This is a genomic window from Corynebacterium intestinale (assembly GCF_023574125.1).
Classification (GTDB): Bacteria; Actinomycetota; Actinomycetes; order Mycobacteriales; family Mycobacteriaceae; genus Corynebacterium; species Corynebacterium hesseae.
In genome coordinates, this window is record NZ_JAMKFF010000005.1 from 57,272 (window position 1) to 79,727 (window position 22,456).

The 22,456-nt window shown below is 61.2% G+C and carries 14 protein-coding genes; 9 read left to right on the plus strand and 5 right to left on the minus strand.

From position 1 onward, the window contains the following. Positions 1-7 precede the first annotated feature (7 nt). The 9 genes from M5J06_RS07145 to M5J06_RS07180 all read left to right on the plus strand — a co-directional run bounded on the left by M5J06_RS07145 (position 8) and on the right by M5J06_RS07180 (position 17,109). On the plus strand, positions 8-532 hold the full coding sequence (locus M5J06_RS07145) for a hypothetical protein (RefSeq protein ID WP_154762404.1): 525 nt from the start codon (positions 8-10) through the stop codon (positions 530-532). Positions 533-586: 54 nt separating this feature from the next. Then, a complete protein-coding gene (locus M5J06_RS07150) occupies positions 587-1,525 on the plus strand; it encodes a cutinase family protein (RefSeq protein ID WP_102233448.1) in 939 nt (312 codons plus the stop codon). 138 nt (positions 1,526-1,663) lie between these two features. Then, entirely contained in the window at positions 1,664-3,523 is a 1,860-nt protein-coding gene (locus M5J06_RS07155; RefSeq protein ID WP_250224302.1) for a FadD32-like long-chain-fatty-acid--AMP ligase, read from the plus strand. 210 nt (positions 3,524-3,733) lie between these two features. Next, entirely contained in the window at positions 3,734-8,506 is a 4,773-nt protein-coding gene (locus M5J06_RS07160) for a type I polyketide synthase (protein WP_250224303.1), read from the plus strand. Next, positions 8,479-10,050, plus strand: coding sequence for an acyl-CoA carboxylase subunit beta (locus M5J06_RS07165; protein WP_070443300.1), 1,572 nt, complete (start codon positions 8,479-8,481; stop codon positions 10,048-10,050). The genes M5J06_RS07160 and M5J06_RS07165 overlap by 28 nt, the downstream gene beginning before the upstream one ends. A 487-nt stretch (positions 10,051-10,537) precedes the next feature. Further along, on the plus strand, positions 10,538-10,846 hold the full coding sequence (locus M5J06_RS12470; RefSeq protein ID WP_154762407.1) for a DUF362 domain-containing protein: 309 nt from the start codon (positions 10,538-10,540) through the stop codon (positions 10,844-10,846). A 1,535-nt stretch (positions 10,847-12,381) separates the two neighbouring features. After that, positions 12,382-13,578 (plus strand): MFS transporter, encoded by a 1,197-nt coding sequence (locus tag M5J06_RS07170; RefSeq protein ID WP_250224304.1) that lies wholly within the window; start codon positions 12,382-12,384, stop codon positions 13,576-13,578. A 56-nt stretch (positions 13,579-13,634) separates the two neighbouring features. Continuing rightward, positions 13,635-15,989, plus strand: coding sequence for an ATP-grasp domain-containing protein (locus M5J06_RS07175; RefSeq protein ID WP_250224305.1), 2,355 nt, complete (start codon positions 13,635-13,637; stop codon positions 15,987-15,989). A 61-nt stretch (positions 15,990-16,050) separates the two neighbouring features. Continuing rightward, positions 16,051-17,109 carry an ATP-grasp domain-containing protein gene (locus M5J06_RS07180; RefSeq protein WP_250224306.1) on the plus strand — a complete coding sequence of 353 codons (1,059 nt, stop codon included), beginning with the start codon at positions 16,051-16,053 and terminating at the stop codon, positions 17,107-17,109. On the opposite strand, the gene M5J06_RS07185 is transcribed toward M5J06_RS07180, so the two are convergent. The 5 genes from M5J06_RS07185 to trmB are packed head-to-tail and all read right to left on the minus strand — an operon-like array spanning position 17,106 to position 22,198. Beyond that, positions 17,106-17,450: a DUF3054 domain-containing protein gene (locus M5J06_RS07185; RefSeq protein ID WP_250224307.1), complete on the minus strand. Its 345-nt coding sequence runs from the start codon at positions 17,448-17,450 to the stop codon at positions 17,106-17,108. The genes M5J06_RS07180 and M5J06_RS07185 overlap by 4 nt on opposite strands. Continuing rightward, a complete protein-coding gene (locus tag M5J06_RS07190) occupies positions 17,451-18,461 on the minus strand; it encodes a lysylphosphatidylglycerol synthase transmembrane domain-containing protein (RefSeq protein WP_250224308.1) in 1,011 nt (336 codons plus the stop codon). It abuts the gene before it with no gap. Next, a complete protein-coding gene (locus M5J06_RS07195; RefSeq protein ID WP_250224309.1) occupies positions 18,458-20,806 on the minus strand; it encodes an MMPL family transporter in 2,349 nt (782 codons plus the stop codon). The genes M5J06_RS07190 and M5J06_RS07195 overlap by 4 nt, the downstream gene beginning before the upstream one ends. A 7-nt stretch (positions 20,807-20,813) precedes the next feature. After that, positions 20,814-21,425 carry an NYN domain-containing protein gene (locus M5J06_RS07200; protein ID WP_250224310.1) on the minus strand — a complete coding sequence of 204 codons (612 nt, stop codon included), beginning with the start codon at positions 21,423-21,425 and terminating at the stop codon, positions 20,814-20,816. Beyond that, on the minus strand, positions 21,425-22,198 hold the full coding sequence (gene trmB, locus M5J06_RS07205) for a tRNA (guanosine(46)-N7)-methyltransferase TrmB (protein WP_070531906.1): 774 nt from the start codon (positions 22,196-22,198) through the stop codon (positions 21,425-21,427). Before trmB ends, M5J06_RS07200 begins: the two co-directional genes overlap by 1 nt. Between the last annotated feature and the right edge of the window lie 258 nt (positions 22,199-22,456).

Consider the following 22,456-nt stretch of genomic DNA (forward strand, 5'->3'; position numbering starts at 1 on the left):
AACCGCCATGCGTCTTTTCTCCGCGCGTCCCGCCGCGGCAGCCGGCGCGGCCATGCTGCTCGCCGCCGGTGCCCTGTTGAGCGGTTGCGGTTCCGCCACCGTCGAGGAGGGCGAGGCCACCGACACCTCCGTGGCGCCGTTGGAGCGTTCCTCCGCGGCGAGCGGCGGGGCGTCGGCAAGCTCGGCGTCAGCTAGTGGGGCGTCGGAAAGCTCTTCGTCGGCGTCGCGCACCGAAGAGGAACAGGACGGGGAGCCGGAAGACCGCGGCGCACGAGAGATCTCCGAGATCCCCGCCCCCGCTCCCGCGCAAGGCCCAGAACAGGACTTCCTGGCTGCGGTGGCGAAGGCCGGCGTCAACGTCGACGGCGTGGAAGACCAAGTGGTGGGTGCCGCGCAGGCCTCCTGCCAGGGCGATGCCGTCACCGCACCGGCAGTGGCCGGACAGCTCATTGAGCAGGGTCGCACCGAGCTTAGCCACGAGGAACTAGTCCGGCTCATCACCGAGCAGGGTCGCAAGCTCTGCGCTCAGTAACGTGGCAGGGATTTTCCAGACAATCCCGTGCCTTCTCGAGGTAGAAATTTCTTCATGCGTAAAACACTTACCGTCCTTGCCGTCGTTGTTCTCCTCGCCGTGATTGGCGGGGGAGCGGTCCACTTTCTCAACACCCGCGAGGAAGGAGAGCAAGGAAACCTTGCGGAGCCCGCCCCCTCCCAGGGGGAGGGCGAAGAAAACGCAACCCCCGAGCAGCCGGATTGGTGCCCGCGCGTGGAGTTCATCTCCGCGCCGGGAACGTGGGAATCCGCTGCGGACGATGATCCGATCAACCCGGGGGCGAACCCGAACTCCTTCATGCTGTCGATTACGAATCCGCTGAAGGAGGCCTACGTTCCCGAGGACGTTAAGGTGTGGACGCTGCCGTACACCGCGCAGTTCAAGAACATTAACGCGCAGCACGAGATGAGCTACGACGATTCCCGCAACGAGGGCACCTCGCGCCTGGAGGGCGAGCTGACCTACATGCACGAGACCTGCCCGAACACGAAGTTCATCCTGAGCGGCTTTTCGCAGGGCGCGGTCATCGCGGGTGATGTGGCGGACCGAATCGGCGGCGGCAACGGGCCCGTGCCCGCAGAGAGCGTGGCGGGCGTTGCACTCATCGCGGACGGGCGGCGCCAGGACGGCGTGGGCATTAACCCGGGCGCGCACGTCGGCGGCGTGGGCGCGGAGATTGCCCTGCAGCCGGTCTCGACGTTGATTCAGGGCATCGTCCCGGGTGCCACGATGCGCGGTGAGCGCGCCAACGGTTTCGGGGCGCTAGCGGACCGCACCTTCCAGATTTGCGCGCCGAATGACTCCATCTGTGATGCACCTCTGGACGTTAGCAACGGCCTCGAACGCGCCCGCGATCTCATCGACGCCAACGGCGTCCACGCACTGTATGCCTACAATCCGGACGTTATCGAAGGCACCACCGCCAACCAGTGGGTCACGCAGTGGGCTAAGGACACCATCGACGCGCAGTAGTGCTTGGCGACGCCCCCGCACCCCACCTCCACCGCGCGCCATGTAACGGTCGGCGTAGTCCTTCTGATATTTTTAATGTCAAAAGTACGTGATGCAGGGGTATGTGCCCCGCTCTACCCTACGAAGGAGCTTTCCCACATGGACCTGAAAGCCTTGATCGGCCAGTTCTTCGACGAGAAGGGCAACATCGCCCTGCCACCCCACCTCACGTTGGCGGGCCTTGCCGAACACGTCTATGCCGCGGAGCAGCAGGCGGGTATCCCGGACCGCCCGGTCATGCGCCAATGGGTCTATAGCGATAACCCGGAGGGAACGCCGCGCGATGTCACCCGTTCCCAGGTCAATACCCGCATCAAGGCAGTGGCTGCGCGCCTGCAGCAGGTGGGCAAGATGGGGGACCGCGTGGCGATCCTGGCGGGCAACTCGCCCGAGTACATCTTCGGCTTCCTCGGTGCGATGTACGCGGGCATGACCCCGATCCCGCTCTATGATCCGAACGAGCCCGGCCACACCGACCACCTGCGGGCGGTCTTTGGTGACGCGAACCCGTCGATCGTGCTGACCAATAACATCTCGGCTGCGGCGAACCGCGCATACTTCTCGGACCGCCCGGCGGCCGAGCGCCCGCGCATCATCTCCATCGACTCCCTGCCGGATTCCCTGGCGCAGAGCTGGGTGAACCCACTGGAGACGGAGGAGGGCAAGGCGGCCCTGGCCGCGCTGCAGACCGCGCCGGTGGACCACCCGGCCTTCCTGCAGTACACCTCCGGCTCCACCCGGACACCTGCGGGCGTGCTGCTGACTAACCGCAACATCATGACCAACGTTCTGCAGATCTTCACCGCGGTGCAGATCAAGCTGCCGGCGCGCGTGGTGTCCTGGCTGCCGATGCACCACGATATGGGCATCATCCTGGCGGTCTTCGTGACGATTCTGGGTCTCAACCTGGAAATCATGACGCCGCGTGACTTCGTGCAGCAGCCCAAGCGCTGGATTGATCAGCTCAAGCGCCAGCCCATCGATGAGCAGCTGCAAGGTACCTATGCCGTGGTTCCGAACTTCGCCCTCGAGCTCGCTGCGCGCTACGGCGCCCCGGCGGAGGGGGAGAAGCTGGACTTCAGCAACGTCGATGGCATCGTGATCGGCTCGGAGCCGGTGACCGAGTCTGCGGTGAATTCCTTCTGGGAGACTTTCGGCAAGGAAGAGTTTGGCCTGCGCCGCGATGCTCTGCGCCCGTCCTATGGCATGGCGGAGGCTTCGTTGATTGTCACCACGCCGCAGACTCCGGAGCGCCCGGTCATTTCCCACTTCGACCGCGACCGCTTGGCTGAGGGTGAGGCGGTCATCGTGGAGAAGTCCGCGGACTCCGTGGCCTATGCCTCCTGTGGCCAGAGCGTCGTGGCCCAGCACCTGACCATCGTGGACCCGGAGACCAAGACCGAGCTGCCGGATGGCCGCGTGGGCGAAATCTGGCTACACGGCGAGAACCGAGCCGCCGGCTACCTGGACCGCGCGGAGGAAACCGCCTCGACCTTCCACAACACGCTGGGGGAGCGCTTGGCGGAGAGCACCCGCGTGCCGAATGCCCCGGAGGACAATAACTGGTTGGCCACCGGTGACCTCGCGGCAATCGTGGATAACCAGCTCTACATCACTGGCCGCCTCAAGGACCTCATCGTGGTCGCAGGCCGCAACCACTACCCGCAGGACATCGAGGGCACCGTGCAGGAGGCCTCGGGTCACGTGCGTGCGGACTCCATCGCGGCCTTCTCCGTGGAGGGCGGCAGCACCGAGGAGCTCGTCTTGCTCATCGAGCGCGCCGATGGCGCCAACCCGGCCGATGACGCCGCCGCGTCCGAAGCCATCCGCTCCGCGGTCTCCGCGAACCACGGCGTGACCCCGGCGGTCATCCAGTGGTTTAACGCAAACGAGATCAAGCGCACCTCCTCGGGCAAGATTGCCCGCCGCGTGGCCAAGAAGAGCTACCTCGCTTCCTAAGCCCACGACGCTTAAACCCCCGTTCCCGCGCTACTGCGGGGGCGGGGGTTGCTGCTGCCTGTGGGCATGTCGGTTATGAAACCCAAGTTAACAAAGTGAGATAATTGGTCGATAACCCCTATGTACGCTTCGACGTGCGCGCTTTTGTGCTGCGCAAAATCGAATGCAGAGTTAGATATTTTTTAGTCCGCGTAAGAAAGCTAGAGATTTATGACCGTTGAAGAGCTTCGTGGCTGGTTGCGCACCTGGGTTGCGCAGACCACCGGCCTGTCGGCAGAGGAAATCACGGACACCAAACCGCTGGAGAATTTTGGGCTGTCCTCGCGTGACGCAGTGGTCCTTTCCGGCGAGTTAGAAAACCTCCTCGGCATTAAGCTCGAGCCCACCGTGGCCTACGAGTACCCCACCATCGCGCAGCTGGCTGAGCGCCTGGTCAACGGTGCAGCCGCTGCAGGGGAGAGCACACCGAAGGAGGCGTCGCCACGCCCGGCCACCATCGCGGGCGGTGACATCGCCGTCATCGGTTACGCTGGCCGCTTCCCGGGCGCTAAGAACGTTGATGAGTTCTGGACCATGCTCGTCGAAGGCCGCGCTGGCACCGGCCCGCTGCCTGTCGGACGCTGGTCGGAATACTCTTCCGATCCCATTACCAGCGAGAAGATTGAGCAGCAGAACACCGACGGTGGCTATATCGAGGACATCGCTTCCTTCGACCCCGAGTTCTTTGGTCTCTCCCCGCTGGAGGCGGCCAACATGGACCCGCAGCAGCGCATCCTCATGGAGGTCTCGTGGGAGGCCCTCGAGGACGCCGGCGTACCCGCCAACCAGCTGCGCGGCACGGCCACCGGTGTCTACATGGGCTCCACCAACAATGACTACGGCATGCTCATTACCGCCGATCCGGCCGAGATGCATCCCTATGCCATGACGGGTACGTCCTCGGCGATTATTGCCAACCGTCTGTCCTACGCCTTCGATCTGCGCGGCCCTTCCATCAACGTGGACACCGCGTGCTCCGCCTCCCTCGTGGCGGTCAACCAGGCGGTCAAGGACCTGCGCGTGGGGGCGGCTGATACGGCACTCGCCGGCGGCGTGAACATCTTGGCCTCGCCGCACGCCTCTATTGGCTTTAGCGAGCTGGGAGTTACCTCGCCCACCAGCGCCATCCACGCCTTTTCCGATGATGCCGATGGCATCGTCCGCGCGGATGCCGCGGGCGTGCTCGTGCTCAAGCGCCTCGAGGACGCCGAGCGCGATGGCGACACCATTCACGCCGTCATCAAGGGCACCGCGGTCAACTCCGACGGCCACTCCAACGGCCTGACCGCTCCCAACCCGGAGGCACAGGTCGATGTCCTCGAGCGCGCCTATGCCGACGCCGGTATCCGCCCACAAGACGTGGACTACGTTGAGGCCCACGGCACCGGCACCATCCTCGGTGACCCCATCGAGGCCACCGCGCTGGGCCGCGTGCTAGGCCCGGGCCGACAGGCCGCGAACCCGACTCTGCTGGGTTCTGCCAAGACCAACATCGGCCACTCCGAGTCCGCCGCCGGCGTGGTGGGCCTCATCAAGGTCATCGAAGGAATGCGCCACGGCGTCATCCCGCCGAATATCAACTACGCGGCCCCCAACCGCTATATCGATTTCGACGCCGAGCACCTCGAAGTGGTCGAGGACCCGCGCGAATGGCCCGAATATTCCGGCCAGAAGGTCGCGGGTGTTTCCGGCTTCGGCTTCGGCGGCACCAATGCGCACGTTGTGCTGACTGACTACCGCGGGCTGACCCACCAGGACACCCCGCAGGTCGCCATCGGCGAGGGGCAGCCAGTGGCCCTGCCGGTCTCCGGCCTGCTGCCCTCCCGCCGCGCCGCAGCGGCTTCCGACTTGGCGGACTATATCGAGGCAGAGAACCCGAACCTGCTTTCCCTGGCCCGTACCCTTGCGCGCCGCAACCATGGGCGCTCGCGTGCGGTAGTGGTGGCGTCGTCAAGCGAGGAAGCTGTCAAGCGCCTGCGCCAGGTTTCCGAGGGAACCGTCTCCGTCGGCATCGCCGCGGCGGATTCTCCCTCCGTCCACGGCCCCGTCTTCATGTACTCCGGCTTTGGCTCCCAGCACCGCAAGATGGCCAAGGACATGATTGAGATTTCGCCGCTGTTCAAGGAGCGCCTGGAGGAGCTCGACGCCATCGTGCAGCGCGAATCCGGCTGGTCCATCCTGGAGCTGGTGCACGACGACGCCCAGACCTACAACACCGAAACCGCGCAGGTGGCTATCACCGCCATCCAGATCGCGCTGACGGATCTGCTCGCCGCCTTCGGCGTGCGTCCGGCAGGCGTTATCGGCATGTCCATGGGTGAGATCGGCGCGGCCTATGCAGCGGGCGGCATTACGGCGGCCGATGCCATGCTCATCGCCTGCCACCGCGCGCGCCTGATGGGTGAGGGCGAGGCCTCGCTTCCCGACGATCAGCAGGGCGCCATGGCCGTCGTCGAGCTCTCCGCCGAGGAGATTGACGCCCTTCCAGGTTCCATCGAACCCGCCGTCTACACCGGCCCGGGCATGACCACCGTCGGTGGCCCGCGCGAGGAGGTCCTCGCGCTGGTGGAGCGCCTCGAAGGCGAGGGTAAGTTTGCCCGTGCGCTCAACGTCAAGGGCGCGGGCCACACCTCCGCCGTTGACCCGCTCCTGGGTGAGCTCTATGCGGAAATTGCCGGCATCGAGACCCGCCCGCTGCACACGACGCTCTTCTCCTCCGTGGACCGCGGCAAGGTCTACCGCCCCGGTACGGTCCTGCACGATGAGGACTACTGGATCCGCATGACCCGCAAGCCCGTCTACCTGCAGGACGCAGCGGAGGCAGCCTTTGCGGCGGGCCACATGCAGATCGTCGAGATTTCCCCGAACCCGATTGCGCTCATGGGCCTGATGTCCACCGCCTTTGCCGCGGGCAAGGCGGATGCGCAGCTGCTCTACAGCCTGAAGCGCAAGGTGGACCCCACCGAGTCGCTGCTGGATCTGCTGGGCAAGCTCTACGTCGCGGGAACTCCGGTGAACTACACCAAGGTCTTTGGCTCGGGAGCGCTTGTTGCCGCCCCGCACACCCGCTTCCGCCGCCAGCGTTTCTGGACCAACGCTCGTCCCTCGTCGGGCGTGTCCGGCCTGCCGGGCGCGCGCGTGACGCTGCCGGAGGGCGCGGTGGCGTTCTCCACGAACGCTGACCAGGCGCCGAGCGCGCTGGCCATCCTGGAGGCCGCCGCCGAGGCCGTCACCCCGGGCGCGCACATCGCGGCGAGCGAGGAGCACCTCGACCTGCCCGCGAAGGGCGAGGTCACCACGATTGTTCGCCGCACGCTGGGCGGGCTGTCTGTGGCGGTGCACTACGTGGATGGAGCGACTACCAAGCTTGTGGCGGAAGGTTTTGCCTCAACTCTCAACCTTGCAGAACCCACCCCGACGGCGGAGCCGAGCCTGCCGCAGGCCGTGACCGCGCCGCAGTTTGCTGACCCTGACGTGGGAGTAGATGCGGTGCGCTGGGACCCGGAGAAGGAGAGCGTGGAGGAGCGCTTGGCGCTCATCGTGTCGGAGTCCATGGGCTACGACGTCTCTGATCTCCCGCGCGAGCTGCCGCTCATTGATCTGGGCCTGGATTCGCTCATGGGCATGCGCATCAAGAACCGGGTGGAGAATGACTTCCAGATTCCGCCGCTGCAGGTGCAGGCGCTTCGCGACGCCTCCCTCGCCGACGTCATCACCATGGTCGAAGAGGCCGTGTCCGAGCAGCCCGATGCCGCAACCGCAAGCGCCGACGCGGCTGCCGACGCACCCTCCGCGCTCACCGAGAGCGACGACATCACCCCAGACGCCTCCGCGGTGAGCGCGAAGGGCGGCGAAGGCGTGGGCGTCGCACCGCGCGATGCCTCCGAACGCATGGTCTTCGGCACCTGGGCCACCTTCACGGGTAAGGCCGCGGCCGGTGTGACGTCCGCGCTGCCCCAGGTCAGCGATGAGGTGGCGGAAAAGATTGCCGAGCGCCTCACCGAGCGCGCCGGCATCGAGGTCACCGCGCAACAAGTCCACGAGGCCGAAGCGCTGGAGAACCTGGCGGACCTCGTCCGCGAGGGCCTGGAGACTGAGGTCGAGGGCAATATTCGTGTCCTGCGCGAGGCCGATGGTCCCGCCGTCTTCATGTTCCACCCGGCCGGCGGCACCACCGTGGTCTACCAGCCGCTGACCCGCCGCCTGCCTGCCGACGTCGCCGTCTACGGCGTGGAGCGCCTCGAGGGCAGCCTGGAGGATCGTGCCGCCGCCTACATCGAGGACATCCTGCACTACGCGCGCGGCCGCAAGGTCGTGCTCGGCGGCTGGTCCTTCGGTGGCGCGCTGGCCTATGAGGTGGCCTACCAGCTGCAGGAGCGCGCAGCCCGCGGTGAGGACACTGCGGAGGTTGCCTTCATCGCTCTGCTGGATACCACCCAGCCGGCCCACCCGGCCCCGAAGACGCTCGAGGAAACCAAGGCACGCTGGGGCCGCTACGCCGCCTTTGCCAAGAAGACCTACGGCCTCGACTTCGAGCCGCCCTACGAGATGCTGGAGACCGTGGGCGAGGATGCACTCATGGCCATGCTCGCGGAATTCCTCAGCTCCACCGACGCCTCCGAACACGGCCTGTCCGCCGGTGTGCTGGAGCACCAGCGCGCATCCTTCGTGGACAACCAGATTCTGGGCTCCCTGGATATGGGACGGTGGGCGTCGGTAAGCGTGCCCGTCATCCTGTTCCGCTCCGAGCGCATGCATGACGGCGCCATCGAGCTCGAGCCGGCCTATGCCGAAGTTAACCCGGACGGCGGTTGGGGCGTTATCGTGAAGGATCTGGAGATTGTGCAGCTGCCGGGCGACCACCTGGCGGTTCCCGACGAGCCCGCAATCGGTATCGTGGGCAAGCACATGGAGGAATGGATCGAGGAGAAGATTCGGAAGTGACTAGCACCGCTGACAAGCTAGCGGACCTACGCGAGCGCCTCGAGCGTGCCCAGGACCCCGGCAGCGAGCGCTCCCGGGCACGCCGCGACGAAGCTGGGCGTTCGACTCCGCGCCAACGCATCGCCGCGCTTCTCGACGAAGGCTCTTTCGTCGAAACCGGCGCCCTGGGCAAGACCCCCGGCGACCCGGATGCGATTTACTCCGACGGCGTGGTCACCGGCCACGGCCGCATCAACGGCCGCCCGGTGTGCATCTACGCGCACGATAAGACTGTCTACGGCGGTTCCGTGGGCGTGACCTTTGGCAAGAAGGTCACGGACATCATGGATTTGGCCATCAAGATTGGCTGCCCGGTTATCGGCATCCAGGATTCCGGCGGCGCGCGTATCCAGGACGCGGTGACGTCGCTGGCCATGTACTCGGAGATTGCCCGCCGCCAGCTGCCGCTGTCCGGCCGCAGCCCGCAGATTTCCATCATGATGGGCAAGTCCGCCGGTGGTGCGGTGTATGCGCCGGTGACCACGGACTTCATCATCGCCGTCGATGGTGAGGCGGAGATGTACGTGACGGGCCCGAACGTGATCAAGGAGGTCACGGGCGAGGAAATTTCCTCCCACGACTTGGGCTCCGCGCGCCAGCAGGAGCTCAACGGCAACGTGTCTGTCGTGGTGCCCTCGGAGGATGAGGCCTTCGACCTAGTTCGTGACTTGCTGGATCATTTGCCTCTGACCTGCTTCGACGAATCCCCGGTCTTCGATGCGCCTTCTGATGAGGAGGTAGCCCAGGACACTGAGCTGGATTCCTTCATGCCGGATGACACGAACGCCGGCTACGACATGATGGACCTGCTGACGCAGCTTGGCGACGATGACGATCTCATCGAAATCCAGGAGAACTACGCCCCCAACGTCATCACCGCTTTTGGTCGCATTGATGGCAAGGCCGTGGGCTTTGTGGCGAATAACCCGATGCACTCGGCGGGCTGTATCGACGCGGATGCCGCCGATAAGGGCGCACGCTTTATCCGTATTTGCGATGCCTACAACATCCCGCTGGTCTTCGTGGTGGATACGCCGGGTTACCTGCCAGGCGTGGACCAGGAGAAGGCGGGCTTGATTCACCGCGGCGCGAAGTTCGCGTTTGCGGTGGTAGAGGCCACCGTGCCGAAGGTCTCGCTGATTGTGCGCAAGGCTTATGGCGGCGCGTATGCCGTGATGGGTTCGAAGAACCTGACCGGTGATATCAACCTGGCGTGGCCGACGGCCCAGATTGCCGTGATGGGCTCGGCCGCCGCCGTGGTCATGATTGCGGGCAAGCAGCTCGAGGCTGCCGAGACCCCGGAGCAGCGCGCCATGACGAAGAAGATGTTCATGGACTTCTACGACGAGACCATGACCGCGCCTTATGTCGCCGCGGAGCGCGGCTACCTCGATGGCATGATTAAGCCCTCCGAGTCGCGCTTGGCCCTGCGCCGCGCGCTGCGCCAGCTTGCCGATAAGCAAGAGAAGGACCTGCCCAAGAAGCACACCATCTCCCCGCTCTAGCGTCGTTTAAGACCGGCAGCGGGCGAAGAAGGCCTGCGGATCGCGCTGAATTTTGTGTCTCGGCGTAACATGTGAGCCTGTTTTATCCGATAAGCCTAAAGACTAGGAATTCAATCAAAGGAGAAACCCAATGCTCTCTAGCGTTCTTGACCTCAGCGGTGACATCATCAACCTCGTCATTATGCTGCTCAACCAGGCCGGCGTAGACGTTTCCGCCCTGAGCTCGAAGTAAGCCTTACGCGAACAGCACCCCTCTGCACGGCCTATTCGGGCCGTGCAGAGGGGTTTCGTTTTGCGCTTGATTGGCGGGCGAATTCCGAACAAATCGGAGGTTGTTGGGTGCTATTTTGTCCTTTGAAGAAGCTCAATCCGTGGTTTCGCTCAAGATAAATAATACAAATCGCGTGTAACGGTGGACACTAACTGCAGCGCTATGTAAGGTATCTCACTATCAAAGATATTTTGGGAGAGACTAGGAGAATGCCTCATGGCGTTAGACTTGACTGCTCGTATTCAGCAGCGAAAACCTGATCCGCGCTGGAAACGCCCTCCGCGTTTTATTGCGGGGGGCGAGTGTATAAATTGTCAAGAATGTGTTAGGCGTTGCCCAGCTGCTTTTGCAGCAATCGTGGTTCTAGATCATGGACCTGTAATCATCCCCGAACTCTGCTCAGGTTGTCCGCAGTGTGTGAAAGCATGCCCAATGGATTGCATATATGAGGATTTGGAGGGACAGCGTAACGGTACCCCTGAAGGGCTTTGGAAAAAGGTAGAGCAACGTGAAGAAGCATTTTAGCCGGCTTCCAAGTCGAAAAGGTGTGGAAGCAGGGGGCTCAAGACCGAACTGTTTGGACGTTGAGTCGAGCTTTCATTCACTCTGGATTGCAATGGAACGTCAGGTGGGTGAGGGAATTGAGGTCTCTCGCTGGGTGGACAAACTGCTTTCATTTGACGGGCGTTTGACCAGAAGTGAGGCGTTGATCAGTCTTTCCCCGCGTGAGAAGGTCTTACGACGATTGTTTCGCGATTCTGATTGGAACCCTTGCGATGAAAACAGTAATCAGGTCATGCTACGAGTCTCCCTGCTAGTACACGGAAAGGTCAAGCTAGAGATTTCCCCAACTGAGGAGAAAGCAGATTACCTCCGCGAGGACGAAATTGGATGTCGAACTGTATTTTGCCCTGATCTACCCCAAGCGGTTGAACGTGAATTGGAGAACTGTCAGAGCAGTTCGATTTCCTTGAGTCGTCGCGCATCTCTTGCGATCGAGGAATATCATCAACGAGGAGAACTTGCCGTAAGGGTTCGAAGTGTGAATCAAGCGCTCCGGGAAATCCCGCCGGTTTGTTGCTATTGGAATGGCGAAGCTGTTCAGAATTTCAGGGAGCCTAGGTCTCTACCAAGTCAGCAAGACTGCTCAGCTCACACCTTAGACTTTACGGAAGAGGAGGTTCTCGGCCCGGTTACTGTACGAGTCTTATATTTCTTCTGGGCCTGTGAGCTCTTGAAAGCTGGAGGTCCGAATTCGCTCGAAACTCTCAACGGCCAAGACCTTGGGAGCATAACGAAGCTTCGGCCTCAACAAGACTTAGAAAATGAGCAGTGTCGACGAATCGAGGGGGTTACCCGTCGCAAGATTGTGTCGGTAGTGGAAGCTACTAGCTCTCCCGAGGGCGGCACGAATCCCTCGAAGCTCTGTGAAGCCGGAGAATTTACGCTCGCGGGTTTTGTCGAGCTGGCCTCTAAAACCATTGAACGGATAAAGTACCAGACGCGAAGCGATGTTGTTATGACAAGGGGATTTAGGGAGATCGGAGCTCTAAGGGAGGCACTAGTAGAAGGGAAGGTTGAAGAGCTTTCCGACTTTGACATGTACTCACATTACTGTTGGGTACTAGGCGGGGATCGGCATACTGAGGACGAGCTACACGCAATCTCGTCTCGAATGCGATACAACTCGTGGCATCTTCAGCCTTGGGGAAGCACTTCGCCGGCGGAAATGCGTCCAATGAGGTATCACCCAGCTATTCTGCCAGATATTTCGTCTAACCTGGACTTTCACCATACTGGACACATTCGGTACTCCGTAAGGCATGCGATTCGAGCCCCCTATTCTCTGAGCCATGGAGGAGAACAGCTTCTTGGTTTCGGTGATATTAGAGCAATGCGACAATCCGGAGAGCGCTATACCGATGAGGACCTCATGAATTGCGTCACGGCTTCGCGCCGAATGGGGGAATACCTTAGTGCACTGTTGGAGCAATCATCTGTGACTGAGTGTTCGGCTGAAAGTAGTCGTTTACCTGAATCCTTGGGCGATCGGATAGCAAATGGTTGTTGACGCACGTGTGACACGGCTGGCTCGATATAGTTTTGTATTTGACTATTTTCTGTCGCATCTCGGCTACTTTGCGGTGATGCCGATTCTGGCGCTCTGGCTGCCCGATAAGGTTTCTCCGTTCATCGCTGGTTGTGCGATGGCTGCGTTTGGCATTTCGGTAAGAGCATCAACCTTGGTGATGGGGAGACTCCTACGGTTGCTTCCCTTCGCTGCGGCCATGCAGATCGGCCTTGTTGCGGCGTCGGCTTCTTTCTTTGTCATCGGTCTCCAGCCTAATGCGCCACTGCTGATCGTTGCCTTGCTCTTGGCCGGAGCAGGGATAAACATGAATGGATCGAGTATTCGGCACTACCTCGTAGAATCCAAAGTATCTGAGACGACTAAGTTGGAGATTTTTGGTTCTATCAATATTGCGGTGAATGTGTCGGCAGCGTTGGGGCCAGTCATCGGCAATGTTTTGTTTTCATCGACTTCGAATGCCATCTTTTTTTATACCGCTGCGTGTTACTTGGCAGCCGCAGTTGTACCTGCGCTGACACTGTCGTACAAGATCAGACCTCGGAAGGCTGATGTCGGGGGTTCCTTTGTGCGTAGGGTAATTCAGCCGCTAGGTAAGGCACCTGTGCGTTGGACCGTTCTCGGTGTGGTGGTTGGATACATGCTTTATAGCCAGCTTTTTTCTTCCATAGCAGTAGCGGTTAGTGCGCATTACACGTCGCCGGTCATCCGAGGATCAGTATTTGCGGTGAATGCCCTTTCGGTGGTGGTGCTTCAGCCTCTGGGCATGCGATCGATTAAGAAAGCACGAGATAGCGGGCTATCGAATCAGACTCTAATTCTGGTTTCTCCTTTAGTTTTTGTAATTGCACTGGTCGCGGTGAAGATTAACCCATTTCTTGGGATATTCATTTTTTCCTTCGCGGAGACTCTTTTTATTCCGCTGGTGGACGCAGCGCTTCTCTCATTACCAATGTCTGGTTCTTTAGAAGCAGTTCAGGCGCGACAGTTAGTGGTTGCCACTGGGGAAGGAATCGGACTGGGGCTCGGTGTCATTATTGCTCCTCAATGGATTGCACTTTCTGCTGCTGTGCTTATTGGCTGCTGCTTTGTCGCGCGCTTAATGAGTGGAAAACATGACGCTAAACAATGCGACAAGGTTTCATCCTCGGCTAGAAGTTGTGAGTGAGACTATTGAGATCGAAACCGAAAAACAACAAACAGATCAATGAAAAGGCGATGAATATGAAATTGAACGACCGCTTTGCAGATGGTTCCGGCAGTTCTTCTCGAACGCTGACGCTAGTGATGTTTGGCTATAATCACGAGGCCCTTTGCGCTCTTGCCGAGGCAGACACAGAATTCTGCGTCATTGTGGTGGAGGAGCGTTCACTGTATGAAAAGAAGGGACTCGAAAAGCGATCTGCTGATCCTCGAATTCGATCTGTTCTTTCACGGTGGGAATGGTGCGAGTATCAGAACAACTCTGATGCAGCTGTTGAATGCATCCGTGAGCTTTTAAAGGATACGCACGTCGATGGCATCGTCCCGGGCTTGGAGTATGCCGTAGGTGCTGCCAATGCTGCAGCACGCGCAGTGGGTCTGCCGCATGCAGGGGAAGACGCTCCCTTGCGAGATAAGATTGCTTTCCGTCGTCGTGTGGGAGGAGTCCAATGGACTGAAATCAAGAGCGAAAGCGACATCTTCGAGCCTCCCTGCGTGATTAAGCCAGCGAACCGTCAAGCCTCACTTGGTGTCTCAATCATTCGTTCATCTGAAGAGGTTTCATCGGCGTGGACTCATACGTCGACCGCACGCGAACCTCGCCAAGAAGCGGGCCGACCATGGGATACTCGCTACATTTGCGAGAGCTTGCTCGAAGGAGATGAGTCGTCGGCCGAATGCCTCGTAGTCGACGGTGATGTGGTGTTCCTGAACATTACGAGCAAAGAGACTAGCGGTGCCGTGGAATTAGGACACGAAGTAGGACAGCACAATCCTGGGGTCGAGGAGGCCATGCGGGACCTGGTGTCGAAGTTGGGGGTGCAGACTGCTCTACTGCATGCCGAATTCAAGGGCACCACACCCATCGAATGCGCAGGCCGCCCACCAGGCGACCGAATCATGCTTCTCATTGAACGGGCGTGGGGAGTAAATCTCTATGAGCAGTGGGCACGTGCTATGTGCCAATATTCGGTTTCAGTGCCACAACAACCTAGTTCTTCAGCAGCTATTCGCTTCATTCATGCGCCGCAGGGTTTGGTACGGAGCGTTGAAGATCCAACGGGACACTGCGTTATCACAGTTGAACCGAATACCTGGGTGTCCGAACTAGCATGCTCGTGGGACAGAGTAGGTTTCGTGGAAGCTGATACGCACGCGGACGCAGTTCGCCACGCATCGCAGGTTCGTTTCAAGATGGCCAACGATGTAGTTCTCTATCTCAACCACCGGCGAACTGCCGCGGAATGGACACCAGCGTTCGAAGCATCTGATGGTGCGGTGCTTCTCACTGACAAGGAAGTTCGACCTGCTGGAATCGTAGAGACAGTGCAGCTCGATACCAATGACCAAGACGCTGTCATTGCAGCAGTGGATGAATTGTCATCCCGCTACGACATCCGTGGAGTTGTCACTTTCAGCGACCGTGATGTAGAGACCGTGTCCTTGCTTGCCGATAAACTCGACCTTCCTGCACCATCGCAGACCGCTGCTCTGAAGGCACGGAACAAATTTGAGATGCGAAAGGCCGTACAGAGTATCGCACCGCAGATGGTTCCTTCATTTTCGTTTATTGAGCCGGGGGATAATGCGCAATCGGTAATGGAGGGTGCAGGAATCACGGTCCCGTGTGTGGTTAAGCCAGTGGATGCTTCTGGATCTCGAGGGTTTTCCCTGTGTCATACGGCGGAGGAAGTTTCGGCTGCAGTGTCCCGATGGGGCGGCCCGATGGTAGTGGAGGAGTTACTGACCGGAAGCGAACACAGCGCTGAGGGATATGTGTACGAAGGGGAAGTTCATCTCATAGGCGTGACAGATAAAACGACTACACCTGAGTTTCGATTGGAAATTGGACAGGTTTTTCCATCGGCCGTAGAGGGAATTCAGGATGCGGTGAAGCCGCTTCTACAGGCGACAATTAAAGCCCTCGGAATCAATAATTGTGCGTTCCACATGGAATTCTTCTTTGATGCTAGAACATCAACAGCTAAATTGGTCGAGATTGCTGCTCGACCAGGTGGAGACTACATTGCCTCCCACTTGGTACCGCAGGTAACCGGTGTATCCTTCGCTCGCGATTTGGTACGCATTGCAACGGGGCAGAGACCTTCATTTGCGGTGCCCCGCGATGGCTATGTGGCGGCAACATTCAAGCTACATACTGAAAAAGAGGGAGTGCTTAAATCTATGGGTCAGCTTCCTACTGCTCCTATCGTCGTAGAATCCCAACAACACGTGCATGTCGGCGATGTGATTACGCAACCCCCTGCCGACACATTGAGTTCAATCCTTGCGGAAGTTGTAGTAGTTGCGGCGTCCCGGAGAGAGATTGAAGCTTTTGAATCGAGGCTTCGGGAAGTGGAGGTAGTCGTTGAATAAGCAACGAATAGGCTTGGTCGGGGCATTCCCACGGATGCCGCACGGTCATCATCAGCTAGGCATGCTTCGAGATGCCGCTGCTCGCCAAGGTGTAGAGCTCATCGAATTAGACGGAAAGAACCTCGACGAAGCGCTCGCTCGGAAGGAATCAACTGGATACAGTGACTGTGAAGGTTACGTATGCTTCCGCGAAGACTACACATATCAGACCGCGCTTCTCGACGATTCTGGTAACGCTCCAGAGTACGTAGCTAGATTGAAGCGGAAGGATGAGGCTCGTCAATGCTTGCGCGATGCTGGCTTCGAACAACCAGCGACGGCAAAGGATCCGAGAGACATACCAGGTCCTTGGGTCGTGAAGCCCCGCAGCGGATCGGGTAGTGCTGGAGTGAGTGTTCACACTGATCTCGAGAGTGCGAGGGAGGCACTCCGAACACTGTCGGACGGCTTCGTCGAAACATTCGTCCAAGGCACTGAGTTTTCAGCGGAGGGATACTTCTATGCCTCCGAACCCGTCGTGGTTGGTATCACTGATAAGAGGCTTGAGGGCGTGGTGGAAATCGGCCACCGTTACCCTAGCGTCCTTCTCTCCGATCATGAAGAAGAGATAGCCGCATCTGTCATTTCTGCCCTAAACACATGGGGACTGAACGCGGGGCTCTTTCATGTCGAGGGCTGGTGGGTGGACGGCCAGGGGGTGGTTCTAGGTGAAGGGCATGTGCGCCCAGGCGGCGACTTCATTCACCTACTTGTCAGTTCTGTACATGGTGCAAACATTTTTGATCCTCTCATTGCAGATGCGTTGCGCCAGCACGGTAGAAAAAACGCTCTTAACGATGGATTTGTCTTTCCTCAACGGCGCGATGGTCACAGTAGCGCTGTTCGCTATATCCAAGTCCCTTCCGGCACCATCACAGCCGTTAGTGGGGTCGAGGAGGCGCTATCGGAACCAGGAATCCTCGCCGGCTATTGCGCAGCAGAACCTGGTGTAAGGGTGGAGAGTGCGAGCTCCTCAACAGAGCGACTCGGTTGCCTCGTAGCGCATGCCTGCAGTGGAGAAGACCCGGAAGATATTCTGGATCGCGCAATGGGTAAGTTGCGGATTACCGTGAGCGATTAGGAACGCTGGGACGCAAAGGCCGCGATGGCGCGCCAACCAAAGAAGAACAGCGCCGACATCACGGTAGCCACCAGGAGGAAGGACCAGTGCGGTAGGCGCCCGTTGACCAGCATCCACAAAGCCATGCCGCCGATGACGGCGCTGAGCCACACGACGGCGCCCTCCTTCCACAGGCCGCTCAGCTTCGTCGCCATGATGATGACCCAGCCCACGAGCGCGCCCACGGTCCACGGCCAGAAGGCATCAACCCACGAGCTGAAGCTCAGACCACCGTGTGCCAGGCGGGCGAGGATGGCGAAGAGGACGAGGGCGAGGACGTCGATAAGCGGGGCAACGCGCATTTAGGATTCCTTCCGGTTGAGCGCCGCGTAGGTGAAGCCATCGCGGGCGTAGTGGGCGAAGTAAATGACCCATCCAATGATAGTGATGAGCGCAAAGGAAATAAGCCGGTAGATGATAGCGGCGGAGGTGGCATGCACCACGGTCAGACCTGTCGCCACTAGTGGAGCGATAAGAGCGGCCTCCACCGTACCCACGCCACCCGGGGTGACCTGCGCGGAGCCGGCCAGCTTTGCGGCGAGGAAGGCCAGGGCCACACCGGCCAGGGTGGTGTGGTCGGCGTCGGCACGCAGCCACGGAATCTCCCCGGTTACCGCCCACACGGAGGCCCACAACGCGCCCATATCGGCCAGGCGGTGAACCAGCGACGCCCCAGCAACCACAGCAAAGGGGCCACGCGAAAGGTGGACCTCGCCCAGGTTGCGGACTTCCTGAATCGCGCGGTCCCGCTTCGGCCCGGGCCGAAGCTTGCGCAGCCAGCTCTCAAGGGTCACCGGGTGCGAGGTCAGCCAGAAGATGCCGCCGAGCGCCGCGAGCATGAGGACAACCGTGGTGATAAGCGATCCCAGAGCCATATCCGCGTTGAGGAAAAACACCCCGCCGAGCCCAATGAGCGCGAGGAACATCGAGCTAATAATCGAGGACAGAAACAGGAAGTAGCTGCACAGCGCCACCGACGCGCCCCAGCGGCGTTGCACCTGGAAGGTGAGCAAGGCGGAAAAGGCAGGGCCCGCCGGCAGAGTCGTGGACCAGGCATTGGAGGCCAACGTGATGGCATAGGTCTCCCGCAGCGGGACCTCAACGCCGCCCGCGCCGATGAGCCGCTTCATCACTTCCGCCATGCCCGCGATGGACAGCAGTGCGAAGAATACCACCAGCACCACAGGGAAAGGTTCGGCGTGGCGCAGGCGGCGCAGCCCCTCGGAGATGAAGTCCAGCTGGTCGCGGAAGAACCACGCCAGCGCGGCCAGAATCAGCAGGGAGATTATCCAGGTCAGCCAGTTCTTCTTCATCGATCATCCGTGGACTTAAGGCGCTTGACCAGCTCGGAGAAGGGGATGAGCTCGGTGTCGGTGTCGGCGCTGCGGTCCCCGCGTACAGGAGCATCGCTTGGCGACGCCTCCTCAACCTGTTCTGTCGGAGTCGCGGGGGAAGGGTGCGGCTCTGCCTGCTCGGAAGGCGCGCCTTCTGCGTCGCTCGGCGCTGGGGCGGTGGGCGTCGGCTCGGCCGCGGATGCGGTGGCCAGGGCCGGCTCGGCAACCGGAGCGTTGTCGCCGCCGAGGCGGTGGGTCAGGCGGGTGAGGAAGCGCGGTGCCCACCAGTTGTCCTCGCGCAGCAGGTGCATGACGGCGGGGACGAGGAGCATGCGGACGATGGTGGCGTCGATAAGCAGTGCAAAAATCATGCCGAAGGCGATGTACTTCATCATCACGATGTCGGAGAAGCCGAAGGCGCCTGCGACCACGATCATGATGAGCGCGGCCGCCGTGATGATGCCGCCGGTGTGCGCGGTACCCGCAGCGATGGCCTCGTCCGTGGACGCACCCCGGCGGCGGGCTTCCACCATGCGCGAGACCAGGAAGACCTCATAGTCCGTGGACAGGCCAAAGACGATGGCGATGATGAGCACCAGAATCGGGCTCATCAGCGGGCCGGCGGTGTAGTTGAGCAGGCCGGAGCCGAGGCCATCGACGAACATGAGCGTCAAAATGCCCAGCGTCGCACCTAGCGAGAGCAGCGTCATGATGATGGCCTTGAGCGGCAGGATGAACGAGCCGAAGACCAGCGCCATGAGGATGAAGGTGGCCAGCACCACGTAGAGGGCCATCCAGGGCAGCGTGTCGAAGAGCGCGTCGAGGGACTCGACCTCCATGGCCGGGGTGCCGCCTACATAAAGCTCCACGCCGTCGGGTGCCTCAATGTTCTCGAGCTCGTGGACGATGCGTGCGTAGTCCTCGCGGTCCTGGATACCGGCGCCGAGGACGGTGGTGCCGTCGACGGTCGCGGTCTTCGGGCCCATTGGCTCGGTAAGGCCTTGGATGGAGCGGGCTTGCATGACGACGTCGACAAGCTGCTCATTCGTCGCGTTCTTCACCACCAGCTTGACCGGCTCGGTGCGGAAGGAGGGGAACTGCTCGTTGAACTGATCCTGCGCCACGCGCGCGTCTTGGTTGGGCGGCAGGTAGGTCTCGTTGATACCGCCGAATTTCACGCCCAGCACCGGCAGGGCCAGCGCGATGAGCAGGGCGCAGATGGCGGTGGTCATTAGACCCGCGCGGCCCATGGCCCAGCGCGGCATCCGGTACCACCACGTGTCCTCGATGCGGCGCCCGCGGCGTGAGGTCTTGCGCACGGTCCACTTGTCGATATTGTGACCCAGCATGCCAAACAACGAGGGCAGCACCATGACCGACAGGAGTGCGGCGAGGCCCACCGCGGAGATGGAACCATAGGCCACGGACTTGAGGAAGGCCTGCGGGAAGAGGAAAAGCCCGGAGAGGGACACGGCCACCATCGCGGCGGAAAAGACCACGGTCTGGCCGGCGGTGGCGGTGGTGATCGCCACGGCCTCCTTGGTATCGCGGCCCTTGTCCAGCTCCTCGCGGAAGCGCGAAACCATGAACAGGCCATAGTCGATGGCCAAGCCCAAGCCCAGCAGCGTGACGACGGCCTGCGCAAACACGTTGACCTGCTGGAAGCCAGCCAGGATCGAGAGGATGCCCAGGGAACCCAGGATGGACAGGCCGCCCACGACGAGCGGCATGAAGGCCGCGACGACGGAGCCGAAGACGATCAGCAGCAGCAGCCCGACGAGCGGCAAGGCGGCCTTCTCCGCGCGGGAGATGTCCTTGGCCATGCCCTCATCCAGCGCGTCAGCCACGGCGGTGGCGCCCGCGACCTGCACGGGGACGTCGGCAGCGTGCAGCGAATCCTCGATGACGCGGAAGTCCTTGAGAGTCTGCTCGCCGTCGCCCTTCAGACCGATGGCGGCGAAGGCCGTGGAGTGATCCTGCGTGATGAGGTTCGGGTTGCGCTTATCAAAGTAGCTGGTCACGGAGTCGATCTGCTCCGGGTGCTGCGCCTTGAGCTCATCCAGGAAGTCCTTGGCTTCGGCGGCGTGGGCATCGGGGTCATCGAAAAGCAGGATGACGTCGCCGGAATTGTCACGGCCGAAGGTCTCCAGCTCGATCTGTGCCGCGCTTGTCGACGCCGCCCCCGGGTCCTCCCAGCCCTCCTGACTCATGCGCTCCTCCAGGCGCGTGCCGAAGCCGAAGAAGAGGCCGAGGATGAGCCCGACGATGATAAGCGGGATGACCTTGCGGTGGGCATAGGAAAAACGGCCCCAGGAATAAAACATGCGGCTCCTAATTGTGCTCGGGCGCGCGGTCCGGAAGCAGCGCGGACAGCGGGCGGAAAGGCTGCAGCCAGGCGCCGCCTGGAGGCAGGTTGTCCAGGTTAACGCGGGGCAGCGGTTCGCGGAAGACGCCGTCGATGTCTTCGAGGTCGACGAATTCGATGTCGGGGTGGGTCAGCGCCCAGGAGGCGTGCTCGTGGAAGCCGAGCACACAGGTGGGCAGACCGGAAGCCGTGAGCTGCTCCAGCAGGTGCTGGAAGTTCTGGCCGTCAGCAGAGGCCACGATGACACCGGAGAGGTTCTCGCGGTTGGCCTTGATGTATTCGACCATGTCGGGGTCGACATCATCGTCGTCGTGAAGCTTTGGCTTGGCGAAGACGGCGAAGCCGACGTTGCGGATGGCCTCCACCCAGGGGCGGATGACGTCGGCGCCGCCGGGGGTGACGTTGGTGAAGACGGCGGCTTCGGGGGTGGCGTCGTTGTCAAAGGCCAGCTCCACCAGCCAGCGGCCGATGGCGTCGAAGCGCGGGCGGTAGGCGGCGGTGGGGCGCCCGCCGAGGATGGCGCCGAGCCCCATGTCCATGTTGGGTGCGTCCCACACCAGAAGGTAGGTTCCGGCCATTACTTCTTCTCCCACAGGTACTCGGTGATGACGTGTTCCTTATCCAGGCCTTTGCCCTCAAACTTGGTGATGACCTGGCGGTCGGTGAGGATGGGGCACTCCGGCCAGGGCCAGCCCTTGTAGTCGAGGGAAGGCTCGACCTCGACGAGCTCATTAATCCACTCGGCGTAGCCGGCGTGGTCGGTGGCCACGTGGAGCACGCCGCCGGGTTTCAGGCGGGAAGCAAAAAGATTGAGCGTGCCGGATTGGATGATGCGCCGCTTGTGATGGCGGGCCTTGGGCCACGGATCCGGGAAGAAGATGCGGATACCGTCGAGGGACTCGGGCGCGAACATGCGCATGAGAACCTCGATGCCATCGCCGCGGACCATGCGGATGTTCTCAATATCGTTGCGCACGATGGAACCTAGCAGCTTGGCCAGGCCCGGCTTGTAGAGCTCGACGGCGATGATATTGGTGTCCTGCTCGAGTGGCGCCATGGCTGCGGTTGAGGTACCGGTGCCGGAGCCGATCTCGACGATGGTCTTCGCCCCCTCGCGGCCGAACCAGGCGGGTATGTCGAGGGGTTCGTCGGCAAGCAGGCGCCCCAACCGTGGCCAGTGCTCCTCGAAGAGGGCGTTCTGGTTGTCGGTGAGGGTGCCGCGACGGAAGGTCACGTTGCCGAGGCGTGGGTAGTCCAAATCATTGTTGAACTCGGCGTTGAAATCCGTCTGGAGGCCGCGGCCGTGAGGCATCTGCGCGGCGGGATTCTGGGAAGAGTCTGCGCTATTCATCAGTTGACATTGTTCCCTTAAGCAGGGGTGAGGGGCAACGTGCCGCGCCGTGGAGGGTGGAGGGGCGCCTCGGTGGAGGCCACACAGGACGCCGTGGGGGTAGCGGGACGGGCGTACGGGATGGGTGATCCACAGAAACGAAGCCCCCGTATGGGGGCGATTGAGGGCGGTGGGTGCCACATTTCACACTCCGCTGTCCTCGACATAGTCGATATGAACTGGGTGGATATAACCGGGGTGGCGGGCATTACACATTCT